We start from the raw sequence: 17,163 nt of genomic DNA on the forward strand, positions 1-17,163 counted from the left end.
CGCCGCCGCAAGATGATCGGCATGGACCGAGACTGCACTGCATGAGCACTCATCCGGCCAGACGCCGTCAGCTGCGCACCTGGTCTCCCGCTGAACAGCAGGAGCATCTGCAGGCGGTGGCAGCCGGTTCGGAGCACGGTTCAGTGACCGGTCGGGAGCTGCTGGACCTTGCCAGCAATGATTACCTCAGTCTCTGCCGTCATCCTTCCCTGATCGCCGCGGCCGAGTCGCAACTGCGCAGCAGCGGAGTGGGTTCCGGAGGTTCACGACTGGTGAGCGGCAGTCGCCCGGTGCATGGCCAGCTGGAGTCAGAGCTGGCCTGCTGGCTGGGACGGGAGAGGGTGCTCCTGTTTCCAAGCGGGTTTCAAGCCAACCTTGCTGCCGTCAGTGCCCTGGCCAACCGCCACACCACCGTTGTGGCGGATCGGCTGATCCATCACTCACTGCTGGTGGGGGTTCAGGCCAGCGGCGCCCGACTGCGGCGTTTTGCCCACAACGATCTCGAATCACTTGAGCGACTTTTGCAGCGCAGTCGCAGTGAACGTCCGCAGAAGCCCCTGCTTGTGATCAGTGAAAGCCTGTTCAGCATGGAGGGCACCAGCCCTCCGGTGCATGATCTGGCAGCCCTCTGCGAACGCCACGGTGCGCGCCTGCTGCTTGATGAGGCCCATGCCCTGGGAGTGCTCGGGGACGGCGGCCGGGGGCTTGGATTCGGGGAAGAGGCAGTGACACTGCTCAGCGGCACATTTGGCAAGGCCTTCGGCAGCGGAGGCGCATTTCTGGCCTGCGACAGCGAAATCGGGGAAAAGCTCCTGCAGGAAAGCGGTGCCTTCCGGTACACAACCGCACTGGCTCCTCCCCTGGCAGCAGGCGCGCTTGCCGCCCTGGAGCTGATACGAACCAACCCCAACTGGGGGCGACAGCTGGTGGAACGCAGCGACAACTGGCGCAACCGGCTGGCCGAAGCCGGTTGGGCCAGGCCGACAGGTCGTGGGCCGATCCTGCCGCTGATTGTCGGTGACGATCAGCGCTGCCTGAACCTGCAACACCAGCTCGAACTTGCAGGGCTGCTCACAGCTGCGATCCGTCCACCAACCGTGCCTGAAGGCAGCGCCCGACTGCGTCTGGTTCTGCATCGCTGCCTTCCCGATGAGACATTGGAATCACTGCTGAGGGCCCTCTCGGTTGCCCGCGCTGCCTGATGAGACAGGTCATCGCCATGCATGGCTGGAGCGGCGACAGCGTGGCCTGGGCACCCTGGGAGCGCCATTTCAGCCGTCAAGGCTGGCTCTGGCAGAGCGGTGAACGTGGCTATGGCCACCGAAGCGCCTACGAGCCGAGCTGGGCCGAAACCAACATGGCGCAGCCGAAGCGTGCACGAAGAGTCGTGATCGGCCATTCCCTCGGTCCCCATCTGCTCAGCACCGCTGTGCTCAACCAAGCCACCGATGTGGTGCTACTCGCCAGCTTCGGGCGATTCGTTCCGACGGGACCCGAGGGAAGGGCCTTGCGCACTGGCCTGAAAGGCATGCGCAAAGCCATAGGCGGAGACGGAGAGTCAACGATGCTGCGAACCTTTCTGCGACGGGCCGCGCAACCGGCTGGCCTGGAAGGGCTGCCACCGGGGCCGGAACAGCAGGGCCTTTCCGAGCGAGGCCGGGAGCGTCTGCGCGCTGATCTCGATCGTCTGATCGGAACCGAAGGCCTGCCTGTGGGCCTGCCGCAAACAGCACGTGTGCTGGTGGTGGAAGCCGCAGAGGATGCGATCGTTGCTCCGGCGGCGAGTCGGGAACTCCTGCAGGCGCTGACGCGTCATCTTGAGCAAAAGCCCGAGCACTGGCAGCTGAGCGGTGTCGGACATGCACTGCTGGTTCCCGACCTGCTGATCGGGGTCCAGAAATGGCTGGATCACAACGGGGGAGACTGCTGATGACCGTGATCAGCAACTGGGGCGACAGGGTTCTCAGACGATTTGAACAGTCTGCGTCGGCCTACAACGCATCAGCGACGCTGCAGCATTCGGTGGCCGGTCAGCTCGCGGAGCTTTGCAGTCATCACACCGTTCCGGCCGGGCTGTGGGTGGATCTCGGCAGCGGCACCGGTCATCTGGCGGAGGCTCTAGAAGCTCGGCATCCCGGGCAGCGCGTTCTGCGTGTCGATGGCAGCGAAGCCATGCTGCGTCAACAGCCGGCCGCCGCCGATAAGCAGCAGTGGGACCTGCGGAGCCCACTGCCGCATTGGCGGGAGGCTCCCAGTCTTCTGGCTTCAAGCTTCTGCCTGCACTGGCTGCCTGACCCCGGACAGATCCTTGAGCAGTGGCTGAACCAGCTCACTCCTGGAGGATGGTTGGCACTGGCCATGCCTGTGGATGGTTGCTTTCCCCAGTGGCATCAGGCCGCGGAGACCACCGGCATCCCCTGCACGGCGATTACCTTTCCGCAGCTGGCGGCGCTCTGCGCGGGCATCAGTGCGGATCAGATCAGACTGCAGGAGCAGATCCGCTGCAACACCGTTGCTGCGACCCTGCCCCGGCTGCTGAGACCGCTGCGCAGGGTCGGAGCAGACTGCAGCGCTCAACCGTCACTGTCGATTCGAGACTGGCGCAGGCTGCAGCTGGCCTGGCCAGAACACAATGCTGACGGACAGCTCAGACTCACTTGGGTGATCCAACTGCTGCTGATCCAACGATGATTCCCAGCTCAGCTGCTCTGCGCCTTGTGGTCTGCGGCACCGACACGGACGTGGGCAAAACAGTCGTGAGTGCCCTGCTCGTGCAGGGACTCAACGCCATCTACTGGAAACCGGTGCAGAGCGGCCTTGAGGCCGGCGGGGATCGCGAGAGGGTGATGCGGCTGATCGATCTGCCGGCCGATCGCTGGATCAAGGAGGCCTATGCCTTTCAGGCTGCCGTTTCACCTCACTGGGCCGCGGAACTGGAGAACACTCTCCTTGATCCGAAGCGACTGGCGCTTCCACCCTGCGGGACCAGGCCACTGGTGGTGGAAACCGCCGGCGGTCTGCATGTTCCTCTCACCAGGGCCTGGCAGCAGATCGATCAGCTGCAGGAGTGGATGCTGCCCGTTGTGCTTGTGGCCCGCAGCGGACTGGGCACCCTGAACCACACGCTGCTGAGCCTCGAAGCACTCCGAAGCCGCAAGATCCCAGTGTTCGGCTTGATCCTGAATGGGCCTGCACATGCCGACAACCCGAGAACCCTCGCTGAAATCGGCAATGTTCCTGTGCTCGCGGAACTGCCTCCCCTGCATCCTGTCAATGGTGAAACACTGCGGAACGCATGGCACACTCTGGGGCTCGGACCTAAGTTCGAGGCGTTGGCGAACCGTCCTGACAACCGATGACAAGCCGTCAGACCTGGGCCACCGTGGCCGTTGTGCTCCTCTGCGGCGGCATCCTCGTGCTGTTCACGGATGTGGAGGTTCAGCTTGTGCGCTGGTTCAACTGCGGGCCGATAGCAACCCTCGGAGAAAAAGACAGCAACGTCTGCCGCTAGAGAGACTTCCTGACAGTCCCTAACCCATCGGTCGGGATCGCAGTGGGCATCGGCCCATCAGAAGAGCCACATGACGCACGGCCATGGTCAGCGGCCATCCCTGACGCAGCTGCTCATGGATCTGCTCGATCTGGGACGGTGACCAGCCGCGCATTTCGAGCCGCGCCTTGATCGAAGGCCATCCACCTTCAAAAAAAATGCTGCGACCCCCCACCCCTCCCGGTCCGCAGCAGGGTCGCTGAGTTGCCGGCTCCACAAAGCGATTGGACGACCGTCGTGTACGACTTTTGAAAGCCTGATCCATGGTCATGGCTGGCCTCACAGTCCTGTGCCCATGATGACAACAGGCCATCAAGCGTGCCCAGTGTCACGGAATCATCACCCCCACCTCTGGCCACCCTTCACATCGATCACCACCACGCCGCCTCTCGAGCGGGTAGTGCGAGGAGAGGGGGCGCTGTTGTTCAGAGCTGAAGGCCCGCCGCTGATTGATGCGATCAGCAGCTGGTGGGTCACCCTTCACGGCCACGCCCACCCGGTGGTTGCTGCCGCAATCGCCGAACAGGCAGCCACGCTGGAGCAGGTGATCTTCGCGGAATTCACCCATCCGCAGGCGGAACGGCTGTCGATGCGACTGGCCCAGCGGACGGGGCTCGATCGCGTCTTCTTCTCAGACAACGGCTCCACCGCTGTGGAGGTGGCCCTGAAAACAGCCGTGCAGTGGTGGCACAACCGCGACGAACCCCGCCTACAGCTCATTGCATTTGATGGGGCTTATCACGGCGACACCTTCGGAGCGATGGCTGTAGGAGCACGCAGCCTGTTCAGTGAACCCTTCGATCCGATGCTGTTTCCGGTTCGACGCATCCACTGGCCTCATACGCACTGGAATGACGGCGATGTAGAGGCCAGTGAACAGAAGGCTATTGATCAACTGGAGCAGGCTCTTGCAACACCAACGGCAGCGGTGATTCTCGAACCGCTGATCCAGGGTGCCGGCGGGATGCGCATGGTTCGGCCCGAGTTCCTGCGAGCCGTGGAACAACGGGTGAGGCATGCCGGAAGCCTGCTGATCGCCGATGAGGTCCTCGCAGGCTTCGGTCGTTGCGGCCGACTGCTGGCCTCCCAGCGAGCAGGCATCCGACCGGATCTTGTGGCGCTGTCAAAAGGGCTGACAGCCGGATTTCTGCCGATGGGCATCACACTGGCAAGCGAGGAGATCTTCCAGGAGTTCCTCGGCAGTGATCCGACCAGAACGCTCTGGCACGGTCACAGCTTCACGGCCAACCCTCTCGGCTGCGCAGCGGCCAATGCCAGCCTGGATCTGCTGGAAGCTGATCCCACCTGTCATGAACAGTTCGAAGCGCGCCATCAGGTCAGGCTGGAACGTTTGGCTGCACATGCCAGGGTGAAGCGCGTGAGGCTTTGCGGCACGATCGCGGCCTTTGATCTCGTGACCAGTGGCGCTCAGGGCTACCTCAATCCTGCCGGCAAGGTGCTTCGAGGCCTGGTGCGGGACAAGGGTGTGTTGATCCGTCCTCTCGGGGATGTCGTTTATCTGCTGCCGCCGCTCTGCATCAGTGATGCTCAGCTGGATCAGTGCTACGACGCTCTGCAAATGGGGCTTGACGCTCTCCCCTAGGGACCGAGGCGGAGTGCGGCTTCAACGTCCTCTCGGGTCAGCCCGTATGGATAGGAGCAGGAGCGCGGTGGCCGCTCTGAGGTCCAGGTCACCGCGAGATCCTGCAAATCAAGCCGCAGCAGAGCGCTCCAGCGGGGCTGCTCCCAGATCCAGTCGCAGGGATCCTGATCACTGCGGGCGGCGCCGAGCCCCTGCAACCACTGTTCAAGAGCGCGCAGGGAATGCTGATTGAGCGGCGTATCCGCTGATGGGAGCGATGCCATCGGAATCACCGGGTTGCTCATCCGTGAGCTGAGTCTGCTCCTCCAACAGCCAGCTTGGCTGCACCTGAAGCTCAAGTCCTCGGCTCCAGGCCACGCCGACGCCCAGCAGCAGACAGAGGAGCAATGACCCCAGCAGAAGCAGCAGAGACAGCCACTCGCCACCGGAGAGAGGGCGACGCTGACCGATTGCCTGTGGCACCGGAAGAGAGGGAAACACGGTCTGCTGCATCGCGTCTCGCTCGCGGAGCGCTGCGTCGTAGAGGCGACGGCGGCGCGGATCGGCGAGCTGCTCATACGCCTCACGCAGAAGCCGGAACTGGAGGGCTGCGTCCTGTGCCGGCAGACGGGTCGTATCCGGATGCACCGCCTTGCTCAGGCGGCGGAAGGCCTGACGCAGAGAATCAGCATCGGCACTTCGAGAAACACCCAGACGCTCGTAGGAGGTGATGTTCTGAGCCTCAGGGGCCATTGCCTTCAGCAGCACCTAAGACTTCAGCGCCATTCTAGAAAGTTGTGACGGTCAGGCCGCCATGCCGGATACATCGCCGTTCGCCATTCCAGGGCCGGAGCTCTGGTCATTGCTCGGATGGAGCCCTGACACCAACCAGCTGCAGCAGCTGGTTGACCTGCAAAACCTGCTCCAGGACTGGAACAGTCGCGTCAATCTCACTCGACTTGTGCAGGGAGAGGACTTCTGGATCGCGCAGATTCTCGACAGCCTTTGGCCTCTGTTACCTGAGCTGAAAAGCCCCGACACTCCACGCCGCTGCATCGATGTGGGCACAGGCGGAGGCTTCCCAGGGCTGGCGGTTGCCATTGCCCTTCCTGGTGCTGAACTGACCCTGGTGGACTCAGTGGGTCGCAAGACCGCAGCCGTGGCGGCAATGGCCAAGTCGCTGGGCCTGAGCAACAGAGTGCTGGTGCGCACCGAACGGGTGGAACGCACCGGTCAGGATCCAAGTTGTCGTGGATGCTTTGATCTGGCGATGGCCCGTGCCGTTGGCGCAGCACCCGTGGTGGCCGAATACCTCGTGCCGTTGTTGCGTCAAAGCGGAGAGGCCTTGCTGTATCGCGGCCGGTGGAACGAGACGGATGAAGCGGAGCTGCAAACGGCACTCAAGCTGCTGAAAGCTCGTTCGCTGAGCCTCCAACGCCTGGAACTGCCTTGCCAGCGAGGAGTTCGCACACTGATCAGACTCGGGCCCGAAGCAGCGACTCCCAGGATCTATCCGCGCGCCACAGGCCTGCCCGGCAAGATGCCGCTTGGAGTTCAGGCGGACGACAGCCGCTCCTGAACCGAACCACCCGCACGTTCACGCAGGCGGCGCAGGAGAACTGGAATACGATCCTTCCAGGGGCTGTCCTGCAGAACCGATAGCAGAAGCTCTTCACTCACGCTGCTGTCCAGCGCATCGGCATTGGCGCCCGGGAACCAGTGGCCGGCACGGCCCAGCAACCCGTAACGCGCTTTGACGAAACCCTCCAGATCCCATGCCTCAAGAAGGTTGTGCAGCCACAGAAGCAAGGGCAGATTGATCTCACCGGGTGTGTCGTGCCATTCAGGTAATCCCTGCCTCCAGCTCGTCAGCCAGGAAGCACCGAGTGCGTCATGCTCCGCCTGACGTAAACGGGTTTCGATCGGTGCCACCCATTGCTCGGCCTGATCCAGCAGAGCAACAGCTTCGAGATGCAGATCGAGGTCTTCTGGACGAGCAGCACCGACGCTCAGGGTATGCACACGGGGATCACGAAGGCAGAAAAGATCGTTGAAGACAATCGGATGCAAGGGATCAGTGAGTTCCAGCAGACGTGACCCGGGAGTATGCAGGTGCCCCCCTTTGTCAGTGGGGCTGATGATGAACACACCCATGTCTTGACGACTTGCGGCTGCGATTGCCGGTTCGTTGTCCTGACGAATGAAATACCAGTGCAGATTCACATAATCGAACACACCCGTTTCAATTGCAGCGACGATCAACGCCGTCTCCCCATGGGTGGAGAAGCCCACATGGCCGATCCGGCCTTGAGCCTGCCAGCGACGGACCACATCCAGACACCCTCCCGGACGGATGGTCTGGTCGAGATGAGAAGGGAGATTAATGCCGTGAATCGACAGCAGATCAACCCGATCCACGTCAAGACGTGTGAATGACAGCTCGAGATCAGCCTCGAAGAGCTTCGGATCCGACTGAGGGGGAACCTTTGTCTGAAGAATCCGCTTGGGATCGGGACAATTCGGCAGAGCCCAGCCGAGCTGTCGCTCTGAACTGCCGTAGTGGCGTGCGGTTTCCAGGTGATGGAAACCGGACTGCACAGCCCGTTCAAGGGTGTTCTGCAGCAGTCGCTGGGATTCAGCAGTGATCGCATCAGGCTCGAGATCACTCCAGCTCTGCTGAAAGCGCATGCCGCCCAGCGACAGCACGGGCATGGAAATCCCAGTGCGACCGAAGCGGCGGGTGGGCAAGCCAGAAAGTCCCATCAACCGTGCTGGACGTTGCGAGGGAGCAGACGACGGGGCCTCGACGGTGAAGGCACTCCCATCGGCAGCAGTTCCTGAGCATCCAGCTGAAGCTTCAACCCGGGCAGATCATTGAACGCAACCCAGTGAATGCAATCCACCGGACAGGTTTCGATCGCTTCCTGGATGCAGTCAGACGTATCACCGTCTTGGCGGACAGCCCTGGAACGACCGAGATCCGGCTCGATCACAAAGGTGTTTGTGGCCACATGAGCGCAATAGCGACAGCCGATGCAGGCCGCCTCATCAACCCAGACAGCCTTGGTCTGGAGAGCTCCTCCAAGCACTGGCTCTAGACCAGTTCGCTCATCCCGGTCGAAGGAGGCTGCGGCGTAGGCGGCAGCCGCTGGATCAGTCACAGAATCAACGATGACGAGAACGTGTCGAACTCAGGCGTCCCAGCGGGTCACCACCAGCTCGATAGATCCATCCTGGCAATCACGCTGCTCTGTGACATCAAAACCCTCCTGTCGAGTTGCCTCAAGCACAGACCTCAGTGCATAGCGCTGTGTGAGACGGGACAGGAACCGTTCCACAGGAACTGGCTGACGCCAGAGGTCGAGATCGGTCACGAATTCATAGGCGTGGATCGCCTCGTTCCAGCGGAAACCGAAGTCGGCACCTCCGTCGACAGCGACTGCCAGTTCTGCTTCGACGGTCTGACCTTTGTAACCACGGACGGTCTGCTGGTTCTCACCGGGAACGTAACCAAGGTCCTCGAGTGCTCCGCGCAGCGGAGCCAGCTGACGGAGTTCGGTCTTGACGGTACTGAAGTGGGACATCAGGAAGGCTCGACGGACTGGGACTGAGTAACGGGCTGGGTGGAGGTGAAGGCCTCAGAAGTGGGCTGACGCCGCTCGACGGTGCCTAGGGCTGACTCCAGACGATCCGTGAGTTGCAAGCAGGCGTCACCGGTGACTCCTTCAACCCGTTCCTCAACACGACCGTCGGGGCGGATGCGGAATCGCACTGTGCGCTGAGGCATGCACCATCACAGAATTGAACGCATGTTAAGGGGAAGTGATGAAGGCCGGAGTTACCTGTAACGGGATCAGAATCAGATCAGCAGACCCTCATCCAGGAGTGTCTGGAGACGATTGACGAGGTCGGGGTTATCCAGCTGCTCCAGAGCTGTGCGGGCTTCATCGCGAACGGTTGTTTCGCGATCCTGCAGAAGTGCCGCCACGAATGCCTCCACCATCTCATTCTGACGAGGCTTCACAAGCTGGTCATGCAGTCGTCCCAGGGCCCAAATGCAATTGCTGCGCACAACTGGTTCACTGTCGATGCGCAGGCTGAGCAACAGCTGACCAGCCGCCAGATCCGCCTTCACCGGAGAGGTGCTGCCGGCCTCCGCGAGTGACACCGAGGCCCAGAGCCGCACGGATGCCACGTCAACCTGCAGAGCCCTGATCAGCGGATTGATCACGGGAGCATCCGGGTAATTGCCGAGGCTCCAGGCCGTGGCCTTGCGCACATAGGCGTTGCTGTCAAGTTGCAGAAGCCGCAGCAGCGCTTCCACGGCCTGCAGGGAAGGGTTGCGACCAAGCGCATAAACAGCGCTCATCCGCACCACCGGGCAGTTTTCATCGAGCAGCGGCAGCAGCAAAGGGACAGCACGGGGGTCTCGATGTTCACAGAACACCCTCAGCCCCTGAAGGCGCTGATCGTGCCCCTGCTTGAGCCACTCCAGGCCTTCATCACAGGCTCGGACCGCCTCGAGAGCATCACCTTCCGGATCGTCTGGGGCAATCTCATCCAGCGGATCACCCACGAGCTCTGCAGCCAGCTCACGCTCCAGCACATCGGGATCGATGGCCAACTCAGCCATGAGGTCCTCGTTCTGAATGCCGGATAAATCGCCCATGAACCGATCGTAATCTCAGCTGATCGGAGCAGGCGCCAGCATGTCGCCTGGCAGCCAGATCCTTGCACTCACGGCAACCAGGGCCAGGGCGAACAGTGTCACGATCAAAATGGGGAGCAGGGTGCTGCGGAAAAAAGCCAAATCGCTGCCAGGGTTGAGAACATTGTGACGGTCACGCGATCAGGCCGGAGCCGCCGAGCGCCCGTTCCAGCGCAGAAGCATCAGAGACACCACGGCCACCACCAGGCCGAACCAACCCAGCAGCTGCTGATGCAGCAGGAATGCCCCTGATCCGAGCAGAGCCCCGAACAGCAGTCCGGAACTCAACAGAAAACGGGCAACCAGATCAGCCAGGGATTCCGAAGCGGGTGCATCGAGATCCCGACGCCAGCGGCTCCAGCCTGGTCCGGGAGGGCGGACCTTGAGCACAAAGTGTTCAAGCACAGCCGGGGATTCCGGAAGGGTCATCAGCATCACCGCGATCCACACAACAGCCGTCAGCCCCGTGGTGACCATCAGACGTTGGCCGTAATCGGCGATCTGAAGCAGGGGGACCACCGAGGTCAGCAGGCCAACCACGAAGCCGCAGACCATGGCGGCCAGCTCGGCAGCTGCATTGATCCGCCACCAGAACCAGCGCAGCACCAGCACCACTCCTGGGCCGGTGCCAATGGCGATCACGAGGCGGAAGACCGTGCCGATGCTGTCACTGATCAGAGCCGTTCCCACACCCAGCACCAACAGCATCACGCTCATCGCCTGACCAACCAGCAGCAGTTCACGCGGCGACGCGTTCGGGCGCATGAAACGCTGATAGAGATCGTGAGTCAGATAACTGGCACCCCAGTTCACGGAAGTGCTCACGGTGCTCATGAAGGCAGCCACCAGCGACACCACGACCAGACCAAGAACCACCGGAGGCAAGAGCTGCACCGCCAGCGCGGGGTAGCTCATCTCCCAATCGCCTTGATCCGGCAGCAACACAAGCGCGGCAAGAGCAACGAGCACCCACAACCAGCTGCGAACCAGATAATTCACAACCAGGAACACCCAGCCAGCAAGACGCGCCTGCTTTTCATCCTTGGTGGCCAGCATGCGTTGGATGAATTCACCACCGCCGTCGCTGCGGCGGAAACTCCACCACTGCACGGTGAGATAGGCGAGGAAGGTGGACACGCTGATCCCTGCACCTCCGATCCAGTCGAGACCGTCGGCCCCCCAGCGCCAGGGGACGATCGACAACAGTTCAGGGCGGCCCAGCGCATCCAGCTGATCCAGCAGTGATCCCATGCCTCCGGCGGCATGAACAGCGGCCCAGGCAACGGCTGCTGCCCCCATCAGCGCCAGCAGGAGCTGAACGAAATCTGTGATCACCACGGCCCAGAGGCCACCGGCGACGGTGTAGGCCAGCACGAGGGCAGCCACGATGATCAGCAGCAGCACGGTGTCGGAGAGACCACCGGCGGCCTGGATCGGCTGATTGGAGACGATGCCGAGTGCCTCGACCACCTTGCGCATGGCGAGGAAGGCGTAACCGATGCCGATGCAGTTGACCGGCAGCGCTAGCAGAAAAGCCTTGATGCCCCTCAGCCAGGCAGCTGCAGGACCGCCGTAGCGCAGCTCCGTGAACGCCGCATCCGTGAGCACGCCGCTGCGCCGCCAGAGCGGTGCGAACACCACCGCCATCGCCACATGGGCCAGCCCGAACCCCCACCACTCCCAGTTTGCAGCCAGGCCTCGCGTGCCGATAATCCCGGCGACGTAGAGGGGGGTGTCGATGGAAAACGTGGTGGCCGCCATCGAGGCACCGGCAAGCCAGCCGCTGAGACGACGACCGGCAACGAAATAATCGTCTTCGCCCCGATTGCGTCGGGCCAGCCAGAGACCGAGTGCCAGCGTGGCTGCCAGATACACGATCAGAATGGTCCAGTCGATGGGAGCCATGGGGGCCGTGCGGATAGCCGCAGTCTCCCCTACTTCCGCCTTGATCGTCTCAGCTGACCACAGGCCGCATCCTGATCAAGGCCTCGGCTGGAACGAAGGCTCACGGCCACACCGCGGCGCTCCAGCACACGGCGGAAACCTTCGATGCGTTCACGAGAGGGGCGCTGAAAATCCTCCTCTTCAATCGGGTTGTAGGCAATCAGATTGACGTGACTCTGAAAGCCACCGACGCGGTCGGCCAGCTCCTCGGCATGCTCCTGACGATCGTTGAGGTCTCCGAGAAGGATGTATTCGAAACTCACACGTCGACCGGTGACCTCCAGATAATGCCGGCAGTCTTCGAGCAGGGCGTCATAGGGATAGGCCTTCGCTGTGGGGATGAGATCCTCACGCAGCTGCTGGTTGGGAGCATGCAGACTGACCGCCAGGGTGAACTGGGCTCTGCCTAGGGTTTCAATGGCCAGCTCAGCGAGCTGAGGCAGTGTTTGCGGCACACCCACGGTGCTCACCGTGATGCGGCGCTGGCCGATTCCCAGATCATCACTGAGGCAGCGGATCGCCTCAAGCACGGCACGGCTGTTCAGCAATGGCTCGCCCATGCCCATGAACACGATGTGTGAAGGGCGACGATCCATCACCTCCCGCACACTCAGCACCTGATCAACGATCTCGTGAGTTCGCAGTGAACGCTGCAGTCCATCTTTTCCCGTGGCGCAGAACCGGCAGGCCATCGGACACCCCACCTGACTGGACACGCAGACAGTGAGGCGCTGGTCCGTGGGAATACCCACCGTTTCGATGGTTTCACCGTCATCGGTGGCCAGCAGCAGCTTGGTGGTGGCATCGGAAGCCACGGACCGATGCAGCTCCTTCAGACGACCGATGAAGACGCCCTGATCACTGAGGTTGGCTCGCCAGGCTTTCGGCAGCACAGTGATGTCGTCGAGCGAGCGTGCACCCTTGGAGTAGAGCCAGTCGTGGAGCTGACGTCCCCGGAAGGCTTTCTGCCCCTGGGACACCACCCAGTCCTGAAGCTCGGACGCGCTGCGGCCGAGCAGCGCTTCGCTCACCAGACCAGAAGACCGTGTCCGAGCTTGATTTCCACCGCCAGCAGGGCGATGAACCCGAGCATGGCCACACGGCCGTTGAGCCGCTCGGTATGGGTGTGAAACCCATACCGGGGCAGACGACGAACGGGAATCGTGGTGGGTTCAAGCATGAACGAAGCAGGCTTCAGCGAAGAGTTTGAACGGAACGGGGTTACGGGCGTGATGACGACCGCAGATCTCACTCATCGCTGAGCAGACCCTCCTCCTGGAGACCTTCAACGGCCTCGGCGTCGATCACCTGCTCCTCCTTCAGCTCATTTTCAGCATCAGGACGGGCGAAGGCGGCGTAGTTGGCACCGCCTTCGATGCCGTGACGGCTGCGTGTGGCCTCCAGATCGGCATCACTGGGGTCATCGAGCACCGCGGATGCATCGGCTGCGGGAGCTGCCGGCATATCCACGGTGTAATCAGGACGCAGGTTCTGCATGCGTCGATACCCGACCGGATCCTCAGCGAGGATGTCGGGATGGGGGCCGGCTTCTGCACGCAGCTCCTCCTCAAAGCCGCTGAAACCGGTGCCTGCGGGGATCAGGCGACCGATGATCACGTTCTCCTTGAGACCGCGAAGCCAGTCACTCTTGCCCTCGATGGCGGCTTCGGTCAGAACTCGGGTCGTCTCCTGGAAGGAGGCAGCCGAAATGAAGCTGTCAGTGTTGAGGGAGGCTTTGGTGATACCCAGCAGGACCGGGGTGAATTCGGCGGGAGCTCCACCGGTGATCGACATGGCCTGGTTGGTGTCTTCAACCTGACGCAGCTCGATCAACTCACCGGGCAACAGGGTCGTGTCACCGGCATCTTCGACCCGCACCTTGCTGGTCATCTGACGAACGATCACCTCGATGTGCTTGTCATCGATCGAAACACCCTGCGACTTGTAGACGTTCTGCACCTCGGTCACCAGACGGTGCTGCAGATTGGCAATCGCCTCCTGCGCTGCATCCATCAGCGGCTTGCGGCTGCGCAGATCCTCGAAGAAGCACTCCAGCAGCTCGTGGGGATTGATCGGACCGTCCGTGAGCAGTTCACCGGCCTGCACCTGCTGGCCGTCGTTGACCATCACGTTGCGTCCGAGCAGGATCGGATATTCAGCGACGGCGTCATCCGTCTCGATGACCGTCACCACGGTGGTTTCGTCGTCTTCGCCCTGCTTGATCTCCACGGTGCCGGGCTTCTTGCAGAGGATGGCCGACTCCCGGGGGCGCCGGGCCTCGAGCAGCTCTTCAATCCGAGGCAGACCCTGAACGATGTCACCAGTCTTCTGACGTTCAAACACCAGCAGGGCCAGACCATCCCCTCGCTGCACCAGATCGCCGTCGCGCACATGCAGAACGGAATCCGGCGAAATCATGTAGGGACGACCCAGGCGCAGCGTGACCGCTTTGGCGTCCACCTTCTCCACCTCGCCGCAGCAGTCGGCGAGCTGACCCTCTGAGAGGAGATCGCCGTCCACGATGCGCTGACCGACGCTCACCGCAGGCTTGGCTGAGGTGGTGATGGTCACGGTGTCTTCGGCGCGCTCCACGATCAGACGGCGCACAGGCTCGCTTTCAGTGGCTTCAGGAAGCTGGGCGACACCCTCCTGCTTGCAGAGAATCTGAGTGGTGGCCACCACATCACCGGCCTTGATCGACTGCCCGTCCTCAACCTGAAGCTCGGTGTGGGTGGACCCGTGGCTGGAGTCTGAGATGGTGTCTCGACGGACAAGGATGCTTTCCAGGATCACCAGCTGAAGCCGCTCGATCGTCTTGGCACGCCTGTCAGGCACCCGTTCCACATCCACGGTCATCTGCGGTGTGGTGTCGAAGGTCTCCAGCATTAGCTGGGTGCGCAGCAGCTCGACACCCTCCACGGACTTGACCAGCTCGTTGTCTTTGAACGACAGACGCTGGGTTGCCTTCAGGCCGAGGTGAGGACCATTCGGCTGTTTGACATGTCCCAGATCGGGGAGCTGGGCCTCGTTGGGAATGGTGTATTCCTCGACCGGACGCAGCAGAAGACCAGTGCCTTCAGGCGTTTCTACGGTCTGGACGTAGACCATGGCATCGGTACTGATGCCCTTGGCGATGGCTTCACCGGGGTTGACCATCACCCCGTCGCCGGTGAAGCGCTCCAGTGCTTTCTTCTCCGTGCAGAGGTGGAAGCTGCCGCTGCGAACGATGATTTCGCGCAGGATGTCGTTCTTCTGAGTGACGGTGACGATTCCAGCGGTCTGGCTGAAGATGTCCTTGACCACTTCGGTGCCGGCTTCGATCCACTGTCCGTCGGTGATCATCAACAGGGAGATGTCCTTGTTGATCTCATGGGTTTCCTGAGGAATCCAGAGCAGGGTTCCACCCTTGTTGACCTCGTAGCCGTTCTTCGCGGACCGCGCCTTCTTGATGGCGAGCCCCGGGGCGAAGCGCACCAGCCCTCCGGTCTGGGTGCGAAAGCGGTCGTCATTGAGTTCAGCGACCACCTCTCCACTGCCGATCTTGCTGCCGGGGATTGTGTTGAGGCGGTAACGGGTGCCGTCCTTGGCCTCGAGATTCCAGATCTCACCGGCATGGGTGGATTCGCCCTGGAGTTTGAAGTCACGCAGGGTCATGGCTGTGGTGACGATCTGCACCTCCCTTGAATCGCCGAGGGCTTCACGCAGTCGGACAGCACCGCCGTATTCACTCGCCTGGCTCGCTTCGGCCAGCACCTGAGCTTCGGTGACCTTCGCACCAGCCTTGACAACGGGCTGGGCGTTGGGAGGCAGGTTGTAGACATCACCGGCCAGAACCCACATCCTGCCGAGACGTTGTGCCTTGTGCGTGATGTTGCCCTGACGGTCGGTGACTTCCCTGGGCTGGATAGTGGGGTCGTAACTGACCTGCCCGGCCAGATCACAGATCACATCTTTGGTGGCCTTCTCAACGCTCTTCTTGACGGCACCGGCGGCGATCTGGGCGACGGTGACGTCTGAGGCGATCTGCTGTCCGTTGTCAACGAACAGCAGCGAACCGGAGGTGATCTCGATCTTCTGAGCCTTGCCCTTGCCGGAGGGGTTGATGGTCAGCTTGAAATCAGCCTCGGCCTGCTGAGCATCAACACCATGGGGCGTGCGATAGGGACGGACGCGTGATTTCGCTGCGAACTCAACGGTGCCCTCCACCTTGGAGCGGACCACACCGGATTCCGCCGTCGACACACCACCGGTGTGGAACGTTCTCATCGTCAGCTGCGTTCCCGGCTCACCAATCGACTGGGCAGCGATGATGCCGACGGCTTCGCCGAGATCAACGAGTTCGTTGTGAGCCAGAGCCCAGCCGTAGCACTTGCGGCAGACCGAACGGTTGGCTTCGCAGGTGAGAGGGGAGCGGACGCTCACCGCATCAATGCCCGCCTTCTGGAAGCGCTGAGACAGAGGAGGATCGATTTCAGTGTTGCGCTCGGCAAGCACCTCACCCTCGGCGGACACCACCTGTTCAGCGGTGAGACGACCCACCAAGCGATTGCCGAACCTGCCGTTCTCGGCCTTCACAACAATCAGACGGCCGGTGCCGCAGTCGTCTTCACGAACGATCACATCCTGGGCGACGTCCACCAGGCGGCGGGTGAGGTAGCCGGAGTCAGCCGTGCGCAGAGCCGTGTCCACCAGACCCTTGCGGGCGCCATAGGAGGAGATCACGTATTCGGTGACAGTCAGCCCCTCACGGAAGTTGGTGCGGATCGGCAGGTCGATGATCTCGCCCTGGGGATTGGCCATCAGGCCGCGCATACCGACAAGCTGGCGCACCTGGGACATGTTTCCCCTGGCACCGGAGTTGGCCATCATCCAGACCGAGTTGAGTGGATCGTTCTGGTTGAAGTTCTTCTTGACCGCATCGACCAGACGCTCGTTGGTCTCCGTCCAGGTGTCGATGACCTTGGTGTGTCGCTCGACCTCCGTGATCACACCCAGGCGATACGACTCCTCGGTGGCCGTGATCAGCTCCTCCGCCTCTCCGAGCAGATCCTGCTTCGCTTCGGGAACCTTGAGATCATCCACCGAAATCGAGACCGCAGCCTGGGTTGCGTACTTGAAACCAAGATCCTTGAGCTGGTCGGCCATGGCTGACGTTGCCGCCGTGCCGTGGTGCTTGTAAGCCCAGGCCACCAGCTGTTTCAGACCCTTCTTGTCCACCACCCTGTTGCGGAAGGGTGGTGGTGTCTTGGCCAGAGCGCGCGACTCCTTGGCGGCAGCTGCCGCGGCCTTGGCCGCCTTGGAGGATTTGGACGCCTTGGAGGACTTGGAGGACTTACGGGATTTGGATGGGGTGGAGGTCATGACAGCGCAGGAAAATCG

Annotated in this window: 20 protein-coding genes; 7 read left to right on the top strand and 13 right to left on the bottom strand. The window is 62.0% G+C overall.

Going from position 1 to position 17,163, the window contains the following annotated elements:
* The first annotated feature begins 41 nt into the window (after nt 1-41).
* Genes SIB56_RS08885 through SIB56_RS08905 form a run of 5 tightly spaced genes read left to right on the top strand, consistent with a single transcriptional unit; the run spans nt 42 to nt 3,511 of the window.
* Nucleotides 42-1,202: an aminotransferase class I/II-fold pyridoxal phosphate-dependent enzyme gene (locus SIB56_RS08885; RefSeq protein ID WP_413323603.1), complete on the top strand. Its 1,161-nt coding sequence runs from the start codon at nt 42-44 to the stop codon at nt 1,200-1,202.
* Nucleotides 1,202-1,930, top strand: coding sequence for an alpha/beta hydrolase (locus SIB56_RS08890; protein ID WP_413323604.1), 729 nt, complete (start codon nt 1,202-1,204; stop codon nt 1,928-1,930). Before SIB56_RS08885 ends, SIB56_RS08890 begins: the two co-directional genes overlap by 1 nt.
* Nucleotides 1,900-2,691 carry a methyltransferase gene (locus SIB56_RS08895; RefSeq protein ID WP_413323605.1) on the top strand — a complete coding sequence of 264 codons (792 nt, stop codon included), beginning with the start codon at nt 1,900-1,902 and terminating at the stop codon, nt 2,689-2,691. Before SIB56_RS08890 ends, SIB56_RS08895 begins: the two co-directional genes overlap by 31 nt.
* On the top strand, nt 2,688-3,359 hold the full coding sequence (gene bioD / locus SIB56_RS08900) for a dethiobiotin synthase (RefSeq protein WP_413323606.1): 672 nt from the start codon (nt 2,688-2,690) through the stop codon (nt 3,357-3,359). The genes SIB56_RS08895 and bioD overlap by 4 nt, the downstream gene beginning before the upstream one ends.
* On the top strand, nt 3,356-3,511 hold the full coding sequence (locus SIB56_RS08905) for a hypothetical protein (RefSeq protein ID WP_413323607.1): 156 nt from the start codon (nt 3,356-3,358) through the stop codon (nt 3,509-3,511). Before bioD ends, SIB56_RS08905 begins: the two co-directional genes overlap by 4 nt.
* A gap of 19 nt (nt 3,512-3,530) precedes the next feature.
* Here SIB56_RS08905 and SIB56_RS08910 read toward each other — a convergent pair whose 3' ends face one another.
* Nucleotides 3,531-3,821: a hypothetical protein gene (locus tag SIB56_RS08910; RefSeq protein ID WP_413323608.1), complete on the bottom strand. Its 291-nt coding sequence runs from the start codon at nt 3,819-3,821 to the stop codon at nt 3,531-3,533.
* A gap of 54 nt (nt 3,822-3,875) precedes the next feature.
* On the opposite strand from SIB56_RS08910, the gene bioA reads away from it, so the two are divergent.
* On the top strand, nt 3,876-5,153 hold the full coding sequence (bioA, locus tag SIB56_RS08915) for an adenosylmethionine--8-amino-7-oxononanoate transaminase (RefSeq protein WP_413323609.1): 1,278 nt from the start codon (nt 3,876-3,878) through the stop codon (nt 5,151-5,153).
* Here the strand turns inward: bioA and SIB56_RS08920 are convergent.
* Together SIB56_RS08920 and SIB56_RS08925 are read right to left on the bottom strand one after the other, a co-directional pair.
* Complete coding sequence (locus tag SIB56_RS08920) at nt 5,150-5,416, bottom strand: DUF3143 domain-containing protein (RefSeq protein WP_413323610.1); 267 nt, start codon at nt 5,414-5,416, stop codon at nt 5,150-5,152. The two genes, bioA and SIB56_RS08920, sit on opposite strands and share 4 nt — an antisense overlap.
* A complete protein-coding gene (locus tag SIB56_RS08925; RefSeq protein WP_413323611.1) occupies nt 5,358-5,885 on the bottom strand; it encodes a J domain-containing protein in 528 nt (175 codons plus the stop codon). Before SIB56_RS08925 ends, SIB56_RS08920 begins: the two co-directional genes overlap by 59 nt.
* A 61-nt stretch (nt 5,886-5,946) precedes the next feature.
* Between SIB56_RS08925 and rsmG the strand changes: the two genes are divergently transcribed.
* Nucleotides 5,947-6,711 (top strand): 16S rRNA (guanine(527)-N(7))-methyltransferase RsmG, encoded by a 765-nt coding sequence (gene rsmG, locus SIB56_RS08930; RefSeq protein WP_413323612.1) that lies wholly within the window; start codon nt 5,947-5,949, stop codon nt 6,709-6,711.
* Here rsmG and SIB56_RS08935 read toward each other — a convergent pair.
* The 10 genes from SIB56_RS08935 to SIB56_RS08980 all read right to left on the bottom strand — a co-directional run bounded on the left by SIB56_RS08935 (nt 6,687) and on the right by SIB56_RS08980 (nt 17,145).
* Entirely contained in the window at nt 6,687-7,895 is a 1,209-nt protein-coding gene (locus tag SIB56_RS08935; RefSeq protein ID WP_413323613.1) for an aldo/keto reductase, read from the bottom strand. The two genes, rsmG and SIB56_RS08935, sit on opposite strands and share 25 nt — an antisense overlap.
* Nucleotides 7,895-8,293 (bottom strand): ferredoxin, encoded by a 399-nt coding sequence (locus tag SIB56_RS08940; protein WP_413323614.1) that lies wholly within the window; start codon nt 8,291-8,293, stop codon nt 7,895-7,897. Before SIB56_RS08940 ends, SIB56_RS08935 begins: the two co-directional genes overlap by 1 nt.
* Before the next feature lie 30 nt (nt 8,294-8,323).
* Entirely contained in the window at nt 8,324-8,716 is a 393-nt protein-coding gene (locus SIB56_RS08945; RefSeq protein WP_413323615.1) for a DUF1257 domain-containing protein, read from the bottom strand.
* The gene (locus tag SIB56_RS08950) at nt 8,716-8,919 is read right to left on the bottom strand and encodes a DUF2997 domain-containing protein (protein WP_413323616.1); all 204 of its coding nucleotides are present in this window, start codon (nt 8,917-8,919) and stop codon (nt 8,716-8,718) included. Before SIB56_RS08950 ends, SIB56_RS08945 begins: the two co-directional genes overlap by 1 nt.
* Before the next feature lie 72 nt (nt 8,920-8,991).
* Nucleotides 8,992-9,801, bottom strand: a complete 810-nt coding sequence (locus SIB56_RS08955) for a HEAT repeat domain-containing protein (RefSeq protein WP_413323617.1) — start codon at nt 9,799-9,801, stop codon at nt 8,992-8,994.
* 15 nt (nt 9,802-9,816) lie between these two features.
* Nucleotides 9,817-9,942, bottom strand: coding sequence for a hypothetical protein (locus tag SIB56_RS08960; protein WP_413323618.1), 126 nt, complete (start codon nt 9,940-9,942; stop codon nt 9,817-9,819).
* Between the two features lie 39 nt (nt 9,943-9,981).
* Nucleotides 9,982-11,745 (bottom strand): sodium:solute symporter family protein, encoded by a 1,764-nt coding sequence (locus SIB56_RS08965; RefSeq protein ID WP_413323619.1) that lies wholly within the window; start codon nt 11,743-11,745, stop codon nt 9,982-9,984.
* A 29-nt stretch (nt 11,746-11,774) separates the two neighbouring features.
* Nucleotides 11,775-12,815, bottom strand: coding sequence for a 23S rRNA (adenine(2503)-C(2))-methyltransferase RlmN (gene rlmN, locus SIB56_RS08970; RefSeq protein ID WP_413323620.1), 1,041 nt, complete (start codon nt 12,813-12,815; stop codon nt 11,775-11,777).
* Complete coding sequence (locus SIB56_RS08975; RefSeq protein ID WP_413323621.1) at nt 12,812-12,964, bottom strand: high light inducible protein; 153 nt, start codon at nt 12,962-12,964, stop codon at nt 12,812-12,814. The genes rlmN and SIB56_RS08975 overlap by 4 nt, the downstream gene beginning before the upstream one ends.
* 68 nt (nt 12,965-13,032) lie before the next feature.
* Nucleotides 13,033-17,145, bottom strand: a complete 4,113-nt coding sequence (locus SIB56_RS08980) for a DNA-directed RNA polymerase subunit beta' (protein ID WP_413323622.1) — start codon at nt 17,143-17,145, stop codon at nt 13,033-13,035.
* Between the last annotated feature and the right edge of the window lie 18 nt (nt 17,146-17,163).

Origin of the sequence: Synechococcus sp. MIT S9503 (assembly GCF_047304175.1) — a bacterium.
GTDB lineage: Bacteria > Cyanobacteriota > Cyanobacteriia > PCC-6307 > Cyanobiaceae > Synechococcus_C.

Excerpts from the sequence above, each read along its gene's own strand:
- SIB56_RS08885 (WP_413323603.1), top strand. The coding sequence starts at position 42 with ATGAGCACTCATCCGGCCAGACGCCGTCAGCTGCGCACCTGGTCTCCC.
- SIB56_RS08975 (WP_413323621.1), bottom strand. The coding sequence starts at position 12,964 with ATGCTTGAACCCACCACGATTCCCGTTCGTCGTCTGCCCCGGTATGGG.
- SIB56_RS08935 (WP_413323613.1), bottom strand. The coding sequence starts at position 7,895 with ATGGGACTTTCTGGCTTGCCCACCCGCCGCTTCGGTCGCACTGGGATT.
- SIB56_RS08980 (WP_413323622.1), bottom strand. The coding sequence starts at position 17,145 with ATGACCTCCACCCCATCCAAATCCCGTAAGTCCTCCAAGTCCTCCAAG.
- bioD (WP_413323606.1), top strand. The coding sequence starts at position 2,688 with ATGATTCCCAGCTCAGCTGCTCTGCGCCTTGTGGTCTGCGGCACCGAC.
- SIB56_RS08910 (WP_413323608.1), bottom strand. The coding sequence starts at position 3,821 with ATGACCATGGATCAGGCTTTCAAAAGTCGTACACGACGGTCGTCCAAT.
- SIB56_RS08925 (WP_413323611.1), bottom strand. The coding sequence starts at position 5,885 with ATGGCCCCTGAGGCTCAGAACATCACCTCCTACGAGCGTCTGGGTGTT.
- SIB56_RS08890 (WP_413323604.1), top strand. The coding sequence starts at position 1,202 with ATGAGACAGGTCATCGCCATGCATGGCTGGAGCGGCGACAGCGTGGCC.
- SIB56_RS08945 (WP_413323615.1), bottom strand. The coding sequence starts at position 8,716 with ATGTCCCACTTCAGTACCGTCAAGACCGAACTCCGTCAGCTGGCTCCG.
- SIB56_RS08895 (WP_413323605.1), top strand. The coding sequence starts at position 1,900 with ATGGCTGGATCACAACGGGGGAGACTGCTGATGACCGTGATCAGCAAC.
- SIB56_RS08955 (WP_413323617.1), bottom strand. The coding sequence starts at position 9,801 with ATGGGCGATTTATCCGGCATTCAGAACGAGGACCTCATGGCTGAGTTG.
- SIB56_RS08905 (WP_413323607.1), top strand. The coding sequence starts at position 3,356 with ATGACAAGCCGTCAGACCTGGGCCACCGTGGCCGTTGTGCTCCTCTGC.
- SIB56_RS08965 (WP_413323619.1), bottom strand. The coding sequence starts at position 11,745 with ATGGCTCCCATCGACTGGACCATTCTGATCGTGTATCTGGCAGCCACG.
- rsmG (WP_413323612.1), top strand. The coding sequence starts at position 5,947 with ATGCCGGATACATCGCCGTTCGCCATTCCAGGGCCGGAGCTCTGGTCA.
- SIB56_RS08920 (WP_413323610.1), bottom strand. The coding sequence starts at position 5,416 with ATGGCATCGCTCCCATCAGCGGATACGCCGCTCAATCAGCATTCCCTG.
- SIB56_RS08950 (WP_413323616.1), bottom strand. The coding sequence starts at position 8,919 with ATGCCTCAGCGCACAGTGCGATTCCGCATCCGCCCCGACGGTCGTGTT.